Source organism: Mycobacterium sp. NPDC050441, from assembly GCF_040655355.1.
Classification (GTDB): Bacteria; Actinomycetota; Actinomycetes; order Mycobacteriales; family Mycobacteriaceae; genus Mycobacterium.
The window spans coordinates 396,027-412,528 of the sequence record NZ_JBFAJS010000002.1 but is presented as its reverse complement, the minus strand read 5'-3'; the positions used below and the strand labels follow the sequence as shown (position 1 = coordinate 412,528).

The following is a 16,502-nucleotide window of genomic DNA, read 5'->3' as shown; positions in this document are numbered from 1 at the left end:
AGCTTAACGGGCTGTTGAGCACGCACCTACCGGCGAATGCGATGGAGTGACGGGATGACCTTCAACGAGGGTATGCAGATCGACACGAGCACCACTTCCAGTTCCGGCGGTGGCCGCGGCCCCGGCCGTGGCATCGCGATCGGCGGAGGTCTCGGCGGTCTGTTGATCGTTGTGCTCGCGATGTTCCTGGGTGTCGACCCCGGCACCGTGATGCCTCAACAGCAGCAGCAACAAATAGACACCAGCGGCGCCGGGGGCGAGGGTTTCGACCTGAGCCAGTGCAAGACCGGTGCCGACGCCAACAGCAAGGTCGAGTGCCGAGTGATCGCCACCGGCAACTCGGTCGACGGCGTGTGGCAGCAGCTGCTGAAGGGATATACCCGTCCGCACGTCCGACTGTTCAAGGGACAGGTCCAGACCGGGTGCGGTCCGGCCACCAGTGACGTCGGCCCGTTCTACTGCCCCGTGGACAAGACGGCGTACTTCGACACCGACTTCTTCCAGGTGCTCGTCGACCAGTTCGGTTCCAGCGGAGGCCCCCTCGCACAGGAGTACGTCGTCGCCCACGAGTTCGGCCACCACGTGCAGGACCTGCTGGGCGTTCTCGGCCGGGCCCAGCGCGACCCTGAGGGTGCCACGGGCGCCGGCGTCCGCACCGAGCTGCAGGCCGACTGCTACGCCGGTGTCTGGGCGCATTACGCGTCGATCACCCGGCAGGAGGGCACCGACGTGCCGTTCCTGGAACCACTGAGCGACAAGGACATCACCGACGCCCTGTCGGCGGCCTCCTCGGTGGGCGACGACCGCATCCAGAAGCAGGCCACCGGCCGGGTCAACCCGGAAGCCTGGACCCACGGTTCCTCCGAGCAGCGGCAGAAGTGGTTCACCATCGGCTACCAGACCGGCGATCCGAACAAGTGCGACACCTTCGCCGCGAACAATCTTGGCTAGGGCAGCCACTGCCGTCGACGCGGTAGCCGAGCGCTACCTCGATACCTACGCACGGCTGGATCCGTGCGCCGCAACAGAACTGGGCATCACCGGCCACGACGATGACGTGACCGACTACTCCCCGCAGGGGGTGGCCGCCCGTGCCGAAGCTGCCCGCGCGACCTTGCGGGAGCTCGACGGGGTCGAGCCCGCAGACGAGGTCGACGTGGTCACCGTGGCCGCGCTGCGCGAACGCCTCGGCGCGGCCGTCGACGTGCACGATGCCGGCCTGGACCTGGGTGAGATCAACGTCATCGCCTCGCCGCTGCAAACCATGCGGGACGTCTTCGACCTGATGGCCACCGACACCGATGACGACTGGGCGCTGATCTCCGCGAGATTGGCGAAAGTGCCCGAACGTGCCGCCGGCTACGCGGACGCACTCCGTGCAGCGGCGCGAGGCAGTCACGCCCCGGCCCTGCGTCAGGTGACCCGCGGCGTCACCCAGGCCCGGCAGATCGCCCAGTTGTTCGCCGAGATGGCCACCGGGGCGGCAACGCAGAACCGGCGACTTGAGGCGCAGTTGCGGCAGCGCACCGAGGCCGCGGCCGCGGCTTACCGACAGTTGGGCGACGTGTTGCGGGAGGACATCGCCACGCAGGCCCGCCAGTCCGACGCCTGTGGGCGCGATGTCTACCGGCTGATGTCACGGTTGTTCCTGGGCAGCGCCGTCGACCTCGACGAGGCCTACGACTGGGGTTTAGGGCTGCTCGATGCCGTTGTGGCCGAACAGGAATCGATCGCCCAGCAGCTCTATCCGGGCGCCACGGTGGCCGAGACTCTGCGTCGGTTGGACGACGAACCGCGATACGTCATCACCGGCACGGATGCGCTGCAGGCCTGGATGCAGGACCTTTCCGATCGCACGGTGGACGCGCTGGCCGGCACCCACTTCGACATCGACGGGCCGCTTCGCACCCTGGAGTGCCGGATCGCGCCGACACAGACCGGCGGCATCTACTACACCGGGCCGTCCGAGGACTGGTCCCGACCCGGACGCATGTGGTGGTCGGTTCCGCCCGGCGTCGAGCGGTTCCACACGTGGCAGGAAACCACCACAGTGTTCCACGAAGGTGTCCCCGGCCATCATCTGCAGATCGGCCGCGCGGTGGCCCTGGCCGACCAGCTCAACCGGTGGCGCCGGCTTGGCTGCTGGGTGTCGGGCCACGGTGAGGGCTGGGCTCTGTACGCCGAGCGGTTGATGGCCGAGCTGGGCTGGCTCGACGATGCCGGCGACCGCATGGGAATGCTTGATGCACAACGGTTCCGCGCGGCCCGTGTTGTCATCGACATCGGCGTGCACTGCGGCCTGACGGCTCCCGACGGCGAGGTCTGGGATGCCGAACGGGCATGGAACTTCCTGACCTCGCATTCGGCCATGGCCGAGGAGAACCTGCGCTTCGAACTGGATCGCTATCTGGGCTGGCCGGGCCAGGCGCCGTCGTACGCCATCGGCCAACGGATCTGGCACGAACTCCGCGACGAGACCCTGCGCCGTGGATCATCATTGCGGGAGTTCCACAGCCGCGCACTCGATCTGGGCGGTCTGCCACTCGATGTCCTCAGATCGGCGTTGTCGGCCGACTGATCCGCGACGACACTGGTGACATGGAACCCCTCGAATCCGACACCAAGGACTGGACCTGGGTGCTGTCCCGCGCCTGTACCGAGTGCGGGTTCGACCCGGAGACGGTGCAGAGCCACGAGGTGGCCGGCCTCATCCGGGACGATGCCGCCCTGTGGGTGCCCCGACTGCACGGCACCGCGGTCGGTGTCAGGACCCGCCCGGACCGATGGTCGATCCTGGAGTACGGCTGCCACATCCGCGATGTGCACCGCATCTTCGGCCACCGGGTGCAGCTGATGTTGACCGAGGACGATCCGCGGTTCCCGAACTGGGATCAGGACGCCACCGCGCTCGCCGACGACTACGGGTCGCAGGATCCGGGAATCGTCGCGACGGAGCTGTTCGAGGCGGCCTGCGGCGTCGCCGACACGTACGACCGGGTACCGGCCGACGCGTGGTCGCGGCGCGGGCTGCGCAGCAACGGCAGCGAATTCACCGTCGCCACGATCGCGATCTACCACCTGCACGACATCGTCCACCACGCGCACGACGTCGCCACAGTGTGAGGCAGTTCACAGCCGAAGGCTGTCACGGTTCGGCCGCTGCGCGGTGTCTGAGAGTGTGACGACCAACGGCACAGGGGGCCAACTGAACGCAACCGAGGTATTCGCCGGGCACCGCCCGCTGCTCTTCACGCTGGCATACGAGATTCTGGGTAGCGCCGCGGACGCCGAAGACGTGGTCCAGGAAAGCTACCTACGCTGGATCACGGCGGGCGAGGTCACCCATCCGCACGCGTATCTCGTGCAGATCGTCACGCGGCAGGCCCTCAACGCGTTGCGGACGGCCAAGCGGCGCCGCGAGGATTACATCGGCAACTGGCTGCCGGAGCCGGTCCAGACCACACCTGACGTCAGCGAGGACGCGGTGCTTGCCGAGTCGGTGTCGATGGCCATGTTGCTGGTCTTGGAGACTCTCAGCCCCGACGAACGAGTGGTGTTCGTCCTCAACGAGGTGTTCGGTTACAGCCATCCCGAGATTGCGCTTGTGGTGGGTAAATCCGACACCAATGTGCGCCAAATCGCCCATCGCGCACGCGAACACGTGCAGGCCCGACGGCGACGCTTCACGCCGGACGCGCAGCTGGCGCGTGCCACTGCCACGAAGTTCCTGTGGGCCGCCCACACCGGGGACATCAACGGCCTCGTCGCGGTGATGGCGCCCGAGATCGTGGCGTTGTCCGACGGCGGCGGACAGGTGTCGGCCGCGCGTCGCCCGGTCGTCGGACCGCAACGAGTCGCGCAGTTCGTGGCAGGACTTGCCAAGGGCAGCATGGCCGGACTCGACATCTCGTTCGGGAGTTACAACTCGATGCCGGCCGTCCTGTTCCGTCAGGAAGGAGCACTGGACTCGGTACTTCTCATCGAAGTGACCGACGGACTCATCTCTGCGCTCTACGCGATGCGCAACCCCGACAAACTCCGCGCAGCCGCCACCACCCCCGCCCTGACCAGACAGCAGGAGGACTGATGCAGACCGTCACCGTCGAGCGGACCATCGCAGCACCGCAAGATGAGGTGTTCGACTTCTTGAGCAACGCAGCCAATTTCACGCGCTCTCCCCTGGTGCTTCGACAGCGGCTGGCCGAACCCGGCCGGCAGGCACCCTACGGCCAGGGAGCGGTGCGCGTCCTGCTCTGGGCGATCGGCTGGTTCCGGGAACGCATCACCGCCTACGACGCTCCGCATTTCTTCGACTATTCGGTCGAACGCAGCTTCCCGCCCTCGGACCACCGGCACGGCCGGGTGAGCTTCGCCGCGGTGGATGGAGGCACCCGCGTCGTATGGACCACGACGTTCCGGGTGAAGTTCCCACTCATCGGCGGGGCCGTGACCCGTTGGGTCGGCAGACCGATGCTGACCAGGGTGTTCAACGACGTGTTGGATGCCGCGACGGCGGATCTGGCCAAACGCTGACCACATTGAACACATTTCGCTAATGTGTTCAAATGCCCACTTCGGAGCGGACGGTGTCACCCGCGCTGCTCGTTGCCACCGCTGAGACGCTCAGACGTTTGGGCCCAAGACAATTCAGCCTCACCGCGGTCGCCAAACACGCAGGAGTCTCCCGCGGTACCGTCCACAACGCGCTGGGCAGCCGTGACAACGCCATCAGAATCGGGCTCGACCACCTGGCCGGCGCATTCATCGAGACCGTCGCGGGCGAGGTCGGCCGTCACGACACCCTGGCCGATCAGGTCGCCGCAGCCGCGGTCGTCATCTGCGCGCACCGTCAGCAGTCGGACTCCGTGGCACCACGCGGCATCAACGAGAGCATCCTGGTGCTCCTGCTGCGCAACACCGGCGACGACCTGATGCGGCGCTCGATCGACCTGTGGAAGCCGTTCATCCGAGCAGCCCAGGAGCGCGGTGAGGTCGGGCCCGGCATCGCACCGGCACGGGCGAGCGAATGGATCGTGCGCCTGTTGCTGAGCTTCGAACTCCTCCCACCGATCGGCGTCAACCTCGACAGTCCGCGTGCGGTGAAACGATTCGTGTCCGACCACATCGTCGTCGGCCTGACCGGAAGGCAGTAATGACCGAGCCAGATTACGAGGTGGCGATCATCGGCGCCGGCCCCGGCGGCATCGCGACAGCACACCTGTTGCGCCAGAAGGGCATCCACGACTTCATCATCATCGAACGTGGCAACGACTTCGGCGGCACCTGGCGCGACAATCACTACCCCGGCCTGGCCGTCGACATCCCCACCCTGTGGTATCAGCTGTCGTTTGCCCCCAACCCGAACTGGAGCAGGTTCTTCGCGCCCGGCCCGGAGATCCATCGCTATCTGCAGGACACCGCCGCCGATCTCGGACTCTACGGGCACCTGCGCCCCAACTCCGAGGTCATCCGCCAGCAGTGGGACGACGAACACGGCCTTTGGCGGCTGCAGATCCGCGACGGCGCACCGGTGACTGCACGTTTCGTGGTGAGTTCGGTGGGCGGGTACGTCAACGCCAAGAACACCGTCGACATCGACGGCGTCGCGGACTTCACCGGAACCATCCTGCGCCCCAACGCCTGGGACGACAGCTACGACACCACGGGCAAGCGGATCGCGGTGATCGGGACGGGTTCCTCCGGAGTGCAGATCACCGGCGCTCTGTCGGCGGATGCCGCCAATCTCGATGTCTACCAACGCACCCCGGCATGGGTCCTGCCCAAGGTCGACTTCGACTTCTCGCCGTGGATGCGCCGGCTGATGCGGCTGCCCGGTGTCGTTGCGGCGGTCAACGCGGCCGGCCGGCTGGCCATGGACATCTTCATGGTCGCCCCCATCGTTCACGTCTTCTCCCGGCTGCCGGACAAATGGTTGCGCCGCCTCATGCCGCTCTACGACAGCTGGTCCCGGCTGCTGTACCGACTGTTACTGCGCGCGGTCGTCAACGACCCGGAGACCCGGCGAAAGCTGGTGCCGCGTTATGGCATCTTGGCCAAACGGCCGGTGATCTCCAGCGCGTTCCTGCCTGCGCTGAACAATCCCAACACCAACCTGATCACCACGCCGATCGAGCGGATCACCGCGACCGGGATCCGCACCATCGACGGCGTCGAGCACCCGGCGGACCTGCTGGTGCTGGCCACCGGCTACGAACTGTGGATCGACCCGGAGACCTACCGACCGGATACCGTCCTGGGCGCATGCGGTTTCGACCTCGCTCAGTACTACCGTGCGCACGGTCTGCACAGCTACGCGGGCACCGCCCATCCGCGCCTGCCCAACCGCTGGGAGATCGTCGGCCCGCTCGGCTTCGTCGGATTCGCCTGGCTGGACTATGTCGAGACCGTGGCCGCACACGCCGTGCGGATCATCGATGAGACCCGCCACCGCGGCGCGCAGGTCGCCACCGTCAGTCAGGACGCGTTCAACCAGTGGAATGCCCGGATGCGCCGGGATGGCCGTGTCGCGCACCTCTATTACACCGCGGCGTCTGGACTGAACACCTATTTCGTCAACTCCCAGTACGAGACCCCGTACTACCGGCCGCAGACGATCACCGGATCCCGGCAGTTCGCCCGCCACTCCCCGCTGTCCGACTACGAGTTCACCAATGTCCGCGCCGCCGCCCTACCCGAGGAGCAACCAGCATGAGCGTCATCGATACCCCACTGGCCGGGCGGGTTGCCTACGTCACCGGCGCCGCACGCGGGCAGGGCCGCTCGCACTGCGTACGGCTGGCCCGCGCCGGAGCGGACATCGTCGCGCTCGACGCCTGCGCACCCGTCGCCGAGCACAACGGGTATGCCGCGGCCACTCCGGAGGATCTCGCCGAGACCGTGGCGCTGGTCGAGGGCGAGGGGCGCAAGATCCTGGCCCGTGAGGTCGATGTGCGCGATGCCGAAGGGCAACGCCGACTGGTGGCCGATGCAGTCGAGCAGTTCGGCCGGCTCGACATCGTGGTGGCCAATGCCGGTGTGCTCAACTGGGGCCGGTTGTGGGAGATTTCGGCACAGCAGTGGCAGGACATCATCGATGTCAATCTCACCGGTCTGTTCCACACCGTGCAGGCGGTGGTGCCCCCGATGATCGAGGCGGGTAACGGCGGTTCGATCATCGCCATCAGTTCGGCCGCCGGTATCAAGGCGGTGCCCGGCTGTGCGCATTACTGCGCCAGCAAGTTCGGCGTCGTCGGGCTCACCAATTCACTGGCCGTCGAGTTGGGCGAGTTCGGTATCCGGGTGAACTCGGTCCACCCCTACGGCACCGACACCCCGATGGGCAACGACCTGTCGATGTACCAGGTGCTGCAGGATCATCCGAACTACATTCACAGCTTCTCCCCCGGCGCCCTGCCGACGGATTCGCTCATCCCACCGAACGACATCTCCGACATCGTGGTGTGGCTGGCCGGCGATGCGTCGTCATTGGTCACCGCCGCCCAGATCCCGGCAGACAAGGGGTATCTGAAGATCTGAGCGGCGGCGCCGGTCCTATAGCCGCGAGTGGGCCGAGATGTTGGTGTCGGTGGTGCGCAACGGACGGATCAGCGCGTCCTGGCTGAACGACGCGAGGAGTTCACCCTCTTCGGTGTGCACCGCACCGCGCACATACGACATGCCCGAGCCCACCTGCGTGCTCTCGTGGCTGTAGAGGATCCAGCCGTCCCACCGGACCGGCTCGTGGAAACTCACCGTGACCGTCATCGGCGCAGTCGAGACGGTGAGGTGGGCCTGAGCGGTACCGATGCCCTCATGCGCGCGCATCGTGGTCGAAATACCCAGGTGCCCGGTGAAATACGCGATCAGTGCCTTGGCCAGGTCGTCGCGGACCGGCACGGGGTCATAGTGCAGCCAGGCGTACAGCTCAGGCGGGCCGACCTCATCGGGGCTGTTCACGTCGACGACGTCGACCAGTCGCAGCTCACGTCCGATCATCGGCATGGGCGAGACGTTCGAGTCGGCCGGGCCGGCGACCTCGGGCCGCGGCAGGTGATGCCGGATGACGTCACCGGACGGCACGTCGGTGAACACCGTGATGGTGATGCAGCGCTTGCCGTTCTGCGAGGCGGCGACCACCGCAGTGGCTGTGGACCGGCCTTCGCTGATCACATCGATGTCGAGCTCGACCGGCGGGCCGACCATGACCGCGCGGGCGAACACCGCGTGCGCGGAGCGGACCGACTTGTCCGGGAAACGTTTGGCCGCTGCGACGATCGCGGCGCCGACGATCTGGGTTCCTTCCACCACCTGACGCTCGTCCACACCGGCGATACCGGTCTGCACGGTGAAACGGTTCTCCCCCGCCGGTTGTGCATCGAACAGGTCGAGCAGCATCTGCAGCGTCCACGGCGTCGGTTCTGCCTCGGTGGGCTCAGCTGTCATGTTCGGGTCTTCCTTTCACGCGTTGATGATTGTCTCGGCGAATTCTGAAATGGTCTGGGGTGCGGCGAAATCGGCGAACCACACGTAGAAGCGTTCGACCCCTTGCGCGGACAATCCGGCGAAGTGGGCAGTGAGTTCCGCGGCGTCGCCGCACACCAAGCCGTCACCGAGGTGCCCGAACAGTCGGGTGCTGCGCTCGGTCACCGCAGTGCGGTCGGCGCCGCGGCCCACGAAGCCGACCATCTGTTGCAGGGAGACCCGTGCCGTACCGACCGTCGGCAGCAGCGTGGGCAGCCGGTCCAGCTGATGCGACGGGACATTCCACCAGTCGGCGTGGGCCCGCACCAGCTCCATCATGCGCTTGCCGGTTCCGCCCAGCACCAATGGAATTGGATGGGACGGACGCGGCACCTGCCCGCGCTCGTCGTCGCCCCAGAACCGGTGCAGCAGCTCCAGGTTCTCCCCCAGCCTGCGCACCCGTGCCGCCGCGTCACCGCTCTCGATGCCGAACCGTTCGAACTCCTGTGGCCACGACCCCGAGCCCAGCCCGAGCTCGAACCGGCCGCCGCTGGCCTCCGACAGCGTGACGGCCTGTTTGGCCAGCACCGCCGGATGACGGAACGCGTCGCACAACACCAGATGGCCGATCCGCAGGCGTTCGGTGCGGGCCGCCACCCAGGTGGCGACAGTCATTGCCTCCCAGATGCTTTGGTGGGTCGCACCCGGGGCTTCCAGATGGTCGATGAAGGCGATGCCATCGAACCCACTGGCCTCGGCCACCTGCGCACGTTCAACGACGTCGTCGACGCCGAGCCGCACCTGGGGCAGGAACAGGAACCACTCACTCATCGCTGCACCACAGTAATCACAAGCCGCCTATTGCTTCTACAGAAACGGTAACGTCATTCTCGCAAGTGCAGCATGACGGAGGTGATGGCGCAATGGCTAGGCCGGCCGAACGACCGACTGAAGGCGCGCGCGCCGAGGCGCAGGCAGACCGGGCCCGCCGGTTCATGAGATCGGCACTCGCCATCCTCGGCGAGACCGGGCGCACCGACTTCACCGTGCTGGAGGTGGTGGAACGCTCCAAGACCTCATTGCGGTCCTTCTACCAGCATTTTTCCACCAAGGACGAGCTGCTGCTGGCCCTCATCGACAAGATCATGACCGAGTCCACACTGCGTTGGCGCGCGGACACCGAGGGGTTGGCCGGACCCGAGGCGCTGCGGTCGCTCATCGAGCACATCACCATCCCGGCCTCCTCGAGCACCCAGGACAGCATCAACCGCGGCCTGACCTTCTACAACGACCACCTCGCCGAGTCGCTGCCCCGTGAATACGCGCGGGTGCTGGCGCCTTTACACGAGCTCATCGGCGACATCCTGCGGCGCGGAATGGATTCCGGAGCCTTCCGGTCCGACATCGATGTCCAGAGCACCGCGGCCCTGATCATGCAGTCGGTGCTGGGCGCGATGCGGCTCCGTTCGTTGGGTGTCGAACTCAACGGTGCACCGATCGACGGCGAGCACATCTACGAGTTCTGCGTGCGCGGCCTACTGGTGCCCGAATCATCGGCCTGACCAGGAGTTTCCCACCTTCCTGAGCGATCGCCCGAATGGGCTCGTCTGCGCTGGTCATCCCGTGGTAACGTCATTACCAGTTTCGAAAACAAGACTCTCCAAGGAGGCGAAGATGCCATCACGCGAGCTTCCCTATCCGGTGTTCGACGCCGACAACCACTTCTATGAGCCCAAGGAAGCCCTGACCAAGTTCCTGCCGGAGCACCGCAAGGGCGTCATCGACTACATCGATGTCCGCGGCCGGACCAAGATCATGGTCCGCAACGTGGTCAGCGACTACATCCCGAACCCGACGTTCGAGGTGGTCGCCCGCCCCGGCGCGCAGGAGGACTATTTCCGGCACGGCAGCGGCGGCAAGAGTTACCGCGAGGTGATGGGCAAGCCGATGAAGGCCATCCCCGCGTTCCGGAATCCGCAAGCGCGCCTTGAGGTTCTCGACAGCCTCGGCCTGGACTACACCCTGATGTTCCCGACGCTCGCCAGCCTGGTCGAGGAGCGACTCAAGGACGACCCCGACCTGATCCTCGACATCGTGCACGCACTCAACGAGTGGATGTATGAGACTTGGCAGTTCAACTACGAGGACCGCATCTTCTCCACGCCGGTCATCAACCTGGGCAACGTCGACCGCGCACTCGAAGAACTGGAATGGTGCCTGGAGCGCGGCGCCAAGACCGTCCTGGTCCGGCCCGCGCCGGTGCCCGGATACCGCGGTAGCCGCTCGATGGGTGTGGAAGAGTTCGACCCGTTCTGGGACGCCTGTGTGAAGGCCGGTATCCCGGTGTCGATGCACGCCTCGGACAGCGGGTACTCCAACTACCTCAACGACTGGGAACCGGCCACCGAGTTCAAGCCGTTCTCGCCCACGTCATTCCGGATGGTCGCGATGGGCAAGCGTCCGATCGAGGACACCATGGCCGCACTGGTCTGCCACGGCGCGCTGACCCGCAACCCGGACCTGCGCATCCTTTCGGTGGAGAACGGCGCGTCCTGGGTGCCCTACCTGCACTACCAGTTCAAGGACGTCTACTCGAAGATGCCGGATGGATTCCCGGAGGATCCGATCGAGGCGTTCAAGCGGTGCGTGTACGTCGCACCGTTCTGGGAGGACGACTTCAAGAAGATGGCCGACCTGTGCGGCATCGACCGGGTGATCTTCGGCTCCGACTGGCCGCATCCGGAGGGCCTGGCCGATCCGATCAACCTGGTCGACGACCTGCAGGCACACGGCCTCGACGACGAAGGCGTCCGAAAGGTCATGGGCGGCAACCTGGTCGACCTGTTCAAGGTCGAGAACAAGAAGGTATACCGGCCCGACGTCCCGGCACTCGTCCTGAACTGATCCAGTCCTCTCCTCTACCTACGAAGCTGGGCCGACTACATGACAGATGTGGCAAATCCCGAACAGATGCTGTTCACCTCCACCGCGCAGGCCTTCCTGGAAAAGGAGGTGCCTCTGAGTCGAGTGCGCGAGCTACACGCCGAGCGCATTCCGTTCGACACCGGATGGTGGGGACGCGCAGCCGAATTGGGGTGGGCCAGCCTCCTGGTGCCCGAGGAACTGGGCGGCGGCAGTCCGTCCGGGGACGGTGTCACCGACCTGGCGTTGCTCGCCGAGCAGGCCGGCCACACGGTGGCCCCCGGCCCGCTGCATCCGGTCAGCATCGTGCTGGCCGGACTCGTCGAATCACCCGGCGGGCACGAGGAACTGATCGAATCGCTGGTCGCCGGCGAGACTGTGGGGTCCTGGGCGGCCTATGAACCAAAGCGGCCTTTCGGAGCCCTCGAGGCCGTCACCGGGATCGGCACAACCGCCACCCGGACCGAGGCGGGCTACCGCATCGACGGTGTCAAGGACCGCGTCGAAGCCGGCGACCAGAGTGACACGTTGCTGGTGGTAGCCGCCTGCGACGGCCAGATCCGGCAGTTCGTGGTGCCGACCGACGCCGACGGGGTCACGGTGACTCCCCAGAGCTCGGTGGACCTGGTCAAGCGTTACGCCCGAGTGCAATTCGACGGCGTCGCAGTCGGCGAGGCCGCCCTGGTCGGCACGGCCGAGCAGACGCCGGCGATCATCGAACGCCAGCGCCAGGTCGCCCTGCTGCTGCAGTGCGCCGAGATCGTCGGAATCCTGGACGCGGTGCTCACGATGACCAATCAGTGGCTGGCAGACCGGCACAGTTTCGGCCGTCCGCTGGCCTCGTACCAGGCCCTCAAACATCGCGCCGCTGACATGAAGATGTGGTTCGAAGCCGCGCGCGCCACCACCGCGGGAGCCGTCGCCGCGGTGGCCGAACGCTCCCAGGAAGCGCCGAAGCTCGTCAGCGTCGCGAAAGCCTATGTGGCCGAACGCGCTCCCGTGATGCTGCAGGACTGCGTGCAGTTGCACGGCGGCATCGGGGTGACCTGGGAGCACGATCTGCACCTGTACCTGCGGCGGGTTGCGCTGTATCGGGCGTTGTACGGATCACCCGAAGACCACCACCGAGCCGTATATGCGCTGAGCCGCAAGACCCGCGCAGCCGAGGAGATCGGGGCATGACCGACACCGTGAGCACCACCGCAACCACAGAGTCTGTCGAGGAGTTCGCGCTTCGTGCCCGGACCTGGCTGGCCGAGAACATGCCGCCCATCGATCCGGACAACCCTCCGTTCGCGGTACGTGCCGAATCCGAATCCTGGGAACGGGCAAAGGAACTGCAGAAGCGACTCTACGAAGGTGGATTCGCCGGTATCTGCTTCCCGCGCGAGTACGGCGGCCTCGGTCTGGATTACGCATACCAGAAGGCATTCAACGACGAGTGCCGGCACTACGAGATGCCGCTGATCCTCAACACCCCTTCGTTCACCATCTGTGGCGCGACGATTCTCGATGTGGGCAGCGAAGATCAGAAGCGCGAACGCATTTCGGCTGCGATCCGCGGCGACGAGGTGCTCTGCCAGTTGTTGTCCGAGCCGAGCGGCGGGTCGGATCTCGCCGGCGTGATCACCCGAGCCGAGCTCAAGGGCGACACGTGGATCATCAACGGCGCCAAGACCTGGAGCACCAGTGCGTTCGCCGCCGACTACGGATTGATGCTGGCCCGCACCGACTGGACCGTGCCCAAACACGAGGGCCTGACCATGTTCCTGGTTCCGCTGAGTGCAGCGGGCATCACGATGCGCCGGATCACCGAGGTGAACGGCAACGAAGAGTTCTGCGAGGAGTTCTTCGACAACCTGGAGCTTCCCGCGGATGCCGTCGTGGGCGAGGTCAACGACGGCTGGACCGTGGCCTCGCGTCAGCTGCACCACGAGCGTCGGGCCGTCGGTGGCGGTTCCGAATTCGCCAGCGGGACCGGGGCGGAGAACGCGAACGAGATGCCGCCCGACCATGTCGGGCTGGCCGAGGCAACCGGGCAGGGTGACGACGCCCGGGTGCAGGATCTGGCCGGGCGCGCCCTGGTGCGCCGCATCGTCAAGAAGCAGCTCATCGATCACGTCGGCAAGGCGATCGGAAACGGTTCGCTGCCGCCGAATGCGGGCACGTTGATCCGGCTGTTCCATGCCGAGACCACCGAGCTCGAGGTGGACACCGCGCTGGCCATCGCAGGCACGGCCGGTGTGGTCGACGAGGGCTCCGAAGATGCCCCAGAGTTGGCCGGGCTGATGGAGATCGGTGTGCGCTACCTGTCCCGGCAGACCGGTTCGTTGGGCGGCGGCAGCTCAGAGATGGCGCGCAATGTCATCAGCGAGCGGATCCTGGGCTTCCCGCGCGAGCACGCGGCCGACCGCGGCGTGCCGTTCAATCAGGTCAAGCGCAACAAGACCTGAGCCGGGCGACGCCTGGGTCATTCTCCCCGGAGAAAACACTTCACATGATGGCCATCATGCGATTAGCATGACGGCCATCATGCGAACTGCACCGACCAAGCGCGCCGACAGCAAGCAGGAGTCTCAGGACCGGATCCTCGACGCTGCCGCACGCAGGCTCCGCGAAGAGGGACTGGGCGGCGCTGGTATCGCCGCGGTGATGCGCGATGCCGGCCTGACACACGGCGCCTTCTACTCGCACTTCAGCACCAAGGACGAGCTGGCGAGCGCGGCCTTCGCGCACGCCATCGGCAGCGGACGCCCGCGCTGGATCAAGCCGGCCCGGGGCGATTCCTGGCGATCCCGCCTGACCAGCCTGGCCAAGCGCTACCTCACCGCCGCCCACCGCGACGACCTGGCGACCAGCTGCGCCTTCGCCGCCCTCGGCTCGGAAGCAGCCCGCGGATCCGACGAATTCCGCACCGCCTACGAGCGTGAGCTGCGCACGTCGCTGTCCGCGATCTGCGGCGAAGACACCGATGACGAGCGGTTTGACGACGCCATCGCACTGATGGCGCTCTGCGTCGGCGGGATGACCCTGTCCCGCGCCGTTGCCGACCCGCAGTTCTCCGCACGCATCTTGCGCAGCGCCCAGGCCGCCGCCACCAAACTTGTTGAAGAACAACCACATCGAGGAGAGCATCATGGCCAACGCTGAACCGTACGGGCGATTGCAGTACCGGGAGATCAACGGCAGTCGCATGGCCTACGTCGACGAGGGCGAAGGTGCTTCGTCCTCGTCCCCGGCCTCGGCCATCGTGTTCCAGCACGGCAACCCCACCTCGTCGTACCTGTGGCGCAACGTGATGCCGCACCTCGAAGGTCTGGGCCGGCTCGTCGCGTGCGATCTCATCGGCATGGGCGGATCCGACAAGCTCGCCGACTCGGGGCCGGATCGCTATCACTATGCGGAGCATCGCGATTACCTGTTCAAGCTATGGGACTCACTGGATCTGGGCGACCGCGTGGTCCTGGTGCTACACGACTGGGGATCGGCGTTGGGTTTTGACTGGGCCAATCAGCATCGCGACCGCGTGGCCGGCATCGCCTACATGGAAGCCATCGCGATGCCGGTGACGTGGTCGGATTGGCCCGACCCGGTACGGGAGGTGTTCCAGGGCTTCCGCTCCCCGAACGGCGAGTCAATGGTGTTGGAACAGAACATGTTTGTCGAAGGGGTACTGCCTGGAGCGATCCGACGCACGCTCACTGACGATGAGATGGACCACTACCGCGCGCCGTTCCGCGAACCAGGTGAAAGCCGCCGCCCCACGCTGTCCTGGCCGCGCAACATCCCCGTCGACGGCGAACCCGCCGATGTCGTCGCCACCGTCGAGAACTACGGCAACTGGCTCAAGACCAGCGATGTCCCGAAGTTGTTCGTCAACGCCGAACCTGGCGCCATCATGCGCGGCCGGGTCCGCGAGTTCGCCCGGACCTGGCCCAATCAGACCGAAGTAACCGTCCCCGGTACACATTTCATCCAGGAGGACAGCCCCGACGAGATCGGCGCGGCGGTCGCCGACTTCGTGCGCAGCCTCGGACGCTAGAAGAGGGCCGGTTGCGTCGGTGCCGCGGTTTCACGTACGACACCGACGCGCGCCATGGGCGCCCGCCCAGCCAATCCGTACCGGGTCACCAGTGGTGCCACGCGGGTACGAAGCATGTCGCGATAGTCCGGTGGCAGATACGCCCCGCGCCGGTACAACCGCTGGTAGTCGACAATCAGTTCGGGATGTTCACGCTGCAGCCAGGACATGAACCAGCCACGTGTCGTCCCCCGCAGATGCAGTCCGAACACGGTCACTCCGTCGGCCCCCGCCGCAGCGATGCGGCTGAGCAGGTCGTCAAGTTGGTCGGCCGAATCGGTGAGATACGGCAGCACCGGCGCAACCATCACATGGCAGCGCAGGCCCGCGTCGCGGATCGCCGCGATCAGACCCAACCGCGCTTCGGGCGACGGGGTTCCGGGTTCGACCGCGCGGTGCAGCTCAGGATCGCCGACCGCCAGCGACACCGCGACGCTCACCTCGACGTGCCGCGATGCCTCGGCGATCTGCGGCAGGTCGCGGCGAAGCAGCGTGCCCTTGGTGAGGATGGAGAACGGAGTTCCTGAATCAGCCAGCGCCGCAATGATTCCCGGCATCAGGGCGTACCGGCCCTCGGCGCGCTGATAGGGATCGGTATTGGTGCCGAGCGCGACCGTCTCGCGCGTCCAGGATCGGCGCCGCAACTCGCGTGTCAGCACCTCGGCGACGTTGGTCTTCACCACCACCTGGGTGTCGAAGTCGGTACCGCTGTCGAACTCGAGATACTCGTGGGTAGGACGGGCGAAGCAGTACCGGCATGCGTGGCTGCAGCCGCGGTAGCCGTTGACCGTGTACCGGAAGGGCAGCATCGATGCCGGCGGCACCTTGTTCAGCGCCGACTTGCACAGCACCTCGTGAAATGTGATGCCCTCGAATTGCGGCGTACGCACGCTGCGGACAAAGCCGAGCCGCTGCAGCCCGGGCAGCGCTCCGTCGTCAACGCGCACCGCCTGGCCGTCCCACCGCATACCGCTATCGAACAATTGTTCGAGTCTGATGTCAAGGTAATTCCAGCCGTGTCGATGCCGGGGCCCGAATC

17 protein-coding genes are annotated in these 16,502 nt (G+C 66.3%); 14 read left to right on the top strand and 3 right to left on the bottom strand.

Features of this window, described 5'->3' with window-relative positions; genetic code table 11:
* Positions 1-54 precede the first annotated feature (54 nt).
* Genes AB0I14_RS07090 through AB0I14_RS07055 form a run of 8 tightly spaced genes read left to right on the top strand, consistent with a single transcriptional unit; the run spans position 55 to position 7,536 of the window.
* Positions 55-951 carry a neutral zinc metallopeptidase gene (locus tag AB0I14_RS07090; protein ID WP_358017957.1) on the top strand — a complete coding sequence of 299 codons (897 nt, stop codon included), beginning with the start codon at positions 55-57 and terminating at the stop codon, positions 949-951.
* Entirely contained in the window at positions 944-2,578 is a 1,635-nt protein-coding gene (locus AB0I14_RS07085; protein ID WP_358017954.1) for a DUF885 domain-containing protein, read from the top strand. The genes AB0I14_RS07090 and AB0I14_RS07085 overlap by 8 nt, the downstream gene beginning before the upstream one ends.
* Before the next feature lie 20 nt (positions 2,579-2,598).
* Positions 2,599-3,123, top strand: a complete 525-nt coding sequence (locus AB0I14_RS07080; RefSeq protein WP_358017951.1) for a DinB family protein — start codon at positions 2,599-2,601, stop codon at positions 3,121-3,123.
* 43 nt (positions 3,124-3,166) lie between these two features.
* Positions 3,167-4,087: an RNA polymerase sigma-70 factor gene (locus AB0I14_RS07075; protein ID WP_358017948.1), complete on the top strand. Its 921-nt coding sequence runs from the start codon at positions 3,167-3,169 to the stop codon at positions 4,085-4,087.
* The gene (locus tag AB0I14_RS07070; protein WP_358017945.1) at positions 4,087-4,533 is read left to right on the top strand and encodes an SRPBCC family protein; all 447 of its coding nucleotides are present in this window, start codon (positions 4,087-4,089) and stop codon (positions 4,531-4,533) included. The genes AB0I14_RS07075 and AB0I14_RS07070 overlap by 1 nt, the downstream gene beginning before the upstream one ends.
* Before the next feature lie 32 nt (positions 4,534-4,565).
* Positions 4,566-5,153 carry a TetR/AcrR family transcriptional regulator gene (locus tag AB0I14_RS07065; protein WP_358017942.1) on the top strand — a complete coding sequence of 196 codons (588 nt, stop codon included), beginning with the start codon at positions 4,566-4,568 and terminating at the stop codon, positions 5,151-5,153.
* A complete protein-coding gene (locus AB0I14_RS07060) occupies positions 5,153-6,712 on the top strand; it encodes an NAD(P)/FAD-dependent oxidoreductase (protein WP_358017939.1) in 1,560 nt (519 codons plus the stop codon). The genes AB0I14_RS07065 and AB0I14_RS07060 overlap by 1 nt, the downstream gene beginning before the upstream one ends.
* Positions 6,709-7,536 (top strand): mycofactocin-coupled SDR family oxidoreductase, encoded by an 828-nt coding sequence (locus AB0I14_RS07055; protein ID WP_358017936.1) that lies wholly within the window; start codon positions 6,709-6,711, stop codon positions 7,534-7,536. Before AB0I14_RS07060 ends, AB0I14_RS07055 begins: the two co-directional genes overlap by 4 nt.
* A gap of 15 nt (positions 7,537-7,551) precedes the next feature.
* On the opposite strand, the gene AB0I14_RS07050 is transcribed toward AB0I14_RS07055, so the two are convergent.
* Together AB0I14_RS07050 and AB0I14_RS07045 are read right to left on the bottom strand one after the other, a co-directional pair.
* A complete protein-coding gene (locus tag AB0I14_RS07050; RefSeq protein ID WP_358017933.1) occupies positions 7,552-8,442 on the bottom strand; it encodes an acyl-CoA thioesterase domain-containing protein in 891 nt (296 codons plus the stop codon).
* A 15-nt stretch (positions 8,443-8,457) separates the two neighbouring features.
* Positions 8,458-9,291, bottom strand: coding sequence for an LLM class flavin-dependent oxidoreductase (locus AB0I14_RS07045; protein ID WP_358017930.1), 834 nt, complete (start codon positions 9,289-9,291; stop codon positions 8,458-8,460).
* 92 nt (positions 9,292-9,383) lie between these two features.
* Between AB0I14_RS07045 and AB0I14_RS07040 the strand changes: the two genes are divergently transcribed.
* The 6 genes from AB0I14_RS07040 (at position 9,384) to AB0I14_RS07015 (ending at position 15,424) form a co-directional block, all read left to right on the top strand.
* Positions 9,384-10,022 carry a TetR/AcrR family transcriptional regulator gene (locus tag AB0I14_RS07040; RefSeq protein ID WP_358017927.1) on the top strand — a complete coding sequence of 213 codons (639 nt, stop codon included), beginning with the start codon at positions 9,384-9,386 and terminating at the stop codon, positions 10,020-10,022.
* A gap of 112 nt (positions 10,023-10,134) precedes the next feature.
* Positions 10,135-11,364 carry an amidohydrolase family protein gene (locus AB0I14_RS07035; protein WP_358017924.1) on the top strand — a complete coding sequence of 410 codons (1,230 nt, stop codon included), beginning with the start codon at positions 10,135-10,137 and terminating at the stop codon, positions 11,362-11,364.
* Positions 11,365-11,403: 39 nt separating this feature from the next.
* Positions 11,404-12,564, top strand: a complete 1,161-nt coding sequence (locus AB0I14_RS07030; RefSeq protein ID WP_358017921.1) for an acyl-CoA dehydrogenase family protein — start codon at positions 11,404-11,406, stop codon at positions 12,562-12,564.
* A complete protein-coding gene (locus AB0I14_RS07025) occupies positions 12,561-13,835 on the top strand; it encodes an acyl-CoA dehydrogenase family protein (protein ID WP_358017918.1) in 1,275 nt (424 codons plus the stop codon). Before AB0I14_RS07030 ends, AB0I14_RS07025 begins: the two co-directional genes overlap by 4 nt.
* 79 nt (positions 13,836-13,914) lie before the next feature.
* Positions 13,915-14,532: a TetR/AcrR family transcriptional regulator gene (locus AB0I14_RS07020; RefSeq protein WP_358017915.1), complete on the top strand. Its 618-nt coding sequence runs from the start codon at positions 13,915-13,917 to the stop codon at positions 14,530-14,532.
* Entirely contained in the window at positions 14,519-15,424 is a 906-nt protein-coding gene (locus tag AB0I14_RS07015) for a haloalkane dehalogenase (protein ID WP_358017912.1), read from the top strand. The genes AB0I14_RS07020 and AB0I14_RS07015 overlap by 14 nt, the downstream gene beginning before the upstream one ends.
* On the opposite strand, the gene AB0I14_RS07010 is transcribed toward AB0I14_RS07015, so the two are convergent.
* On the bottom strand, positions 15,421-16,431 hold the full coding sequence (locus AB0I14_RS07010) for an Rv2578c family radical SAM protein (RefSeq protein WP_358019002.1): 1,011 nt from the start codon (positions 16,429-16,431) through the stop codon (positions 15,421-15,423). The two genes, AB0I14_RS07015 and AB0I14_RS07010, sit on opposite strands and share 4 nt — an antisense overlap.
* Between the last annotated feature and the right edge of the window lie 71 nt (positions 16,432-16,502).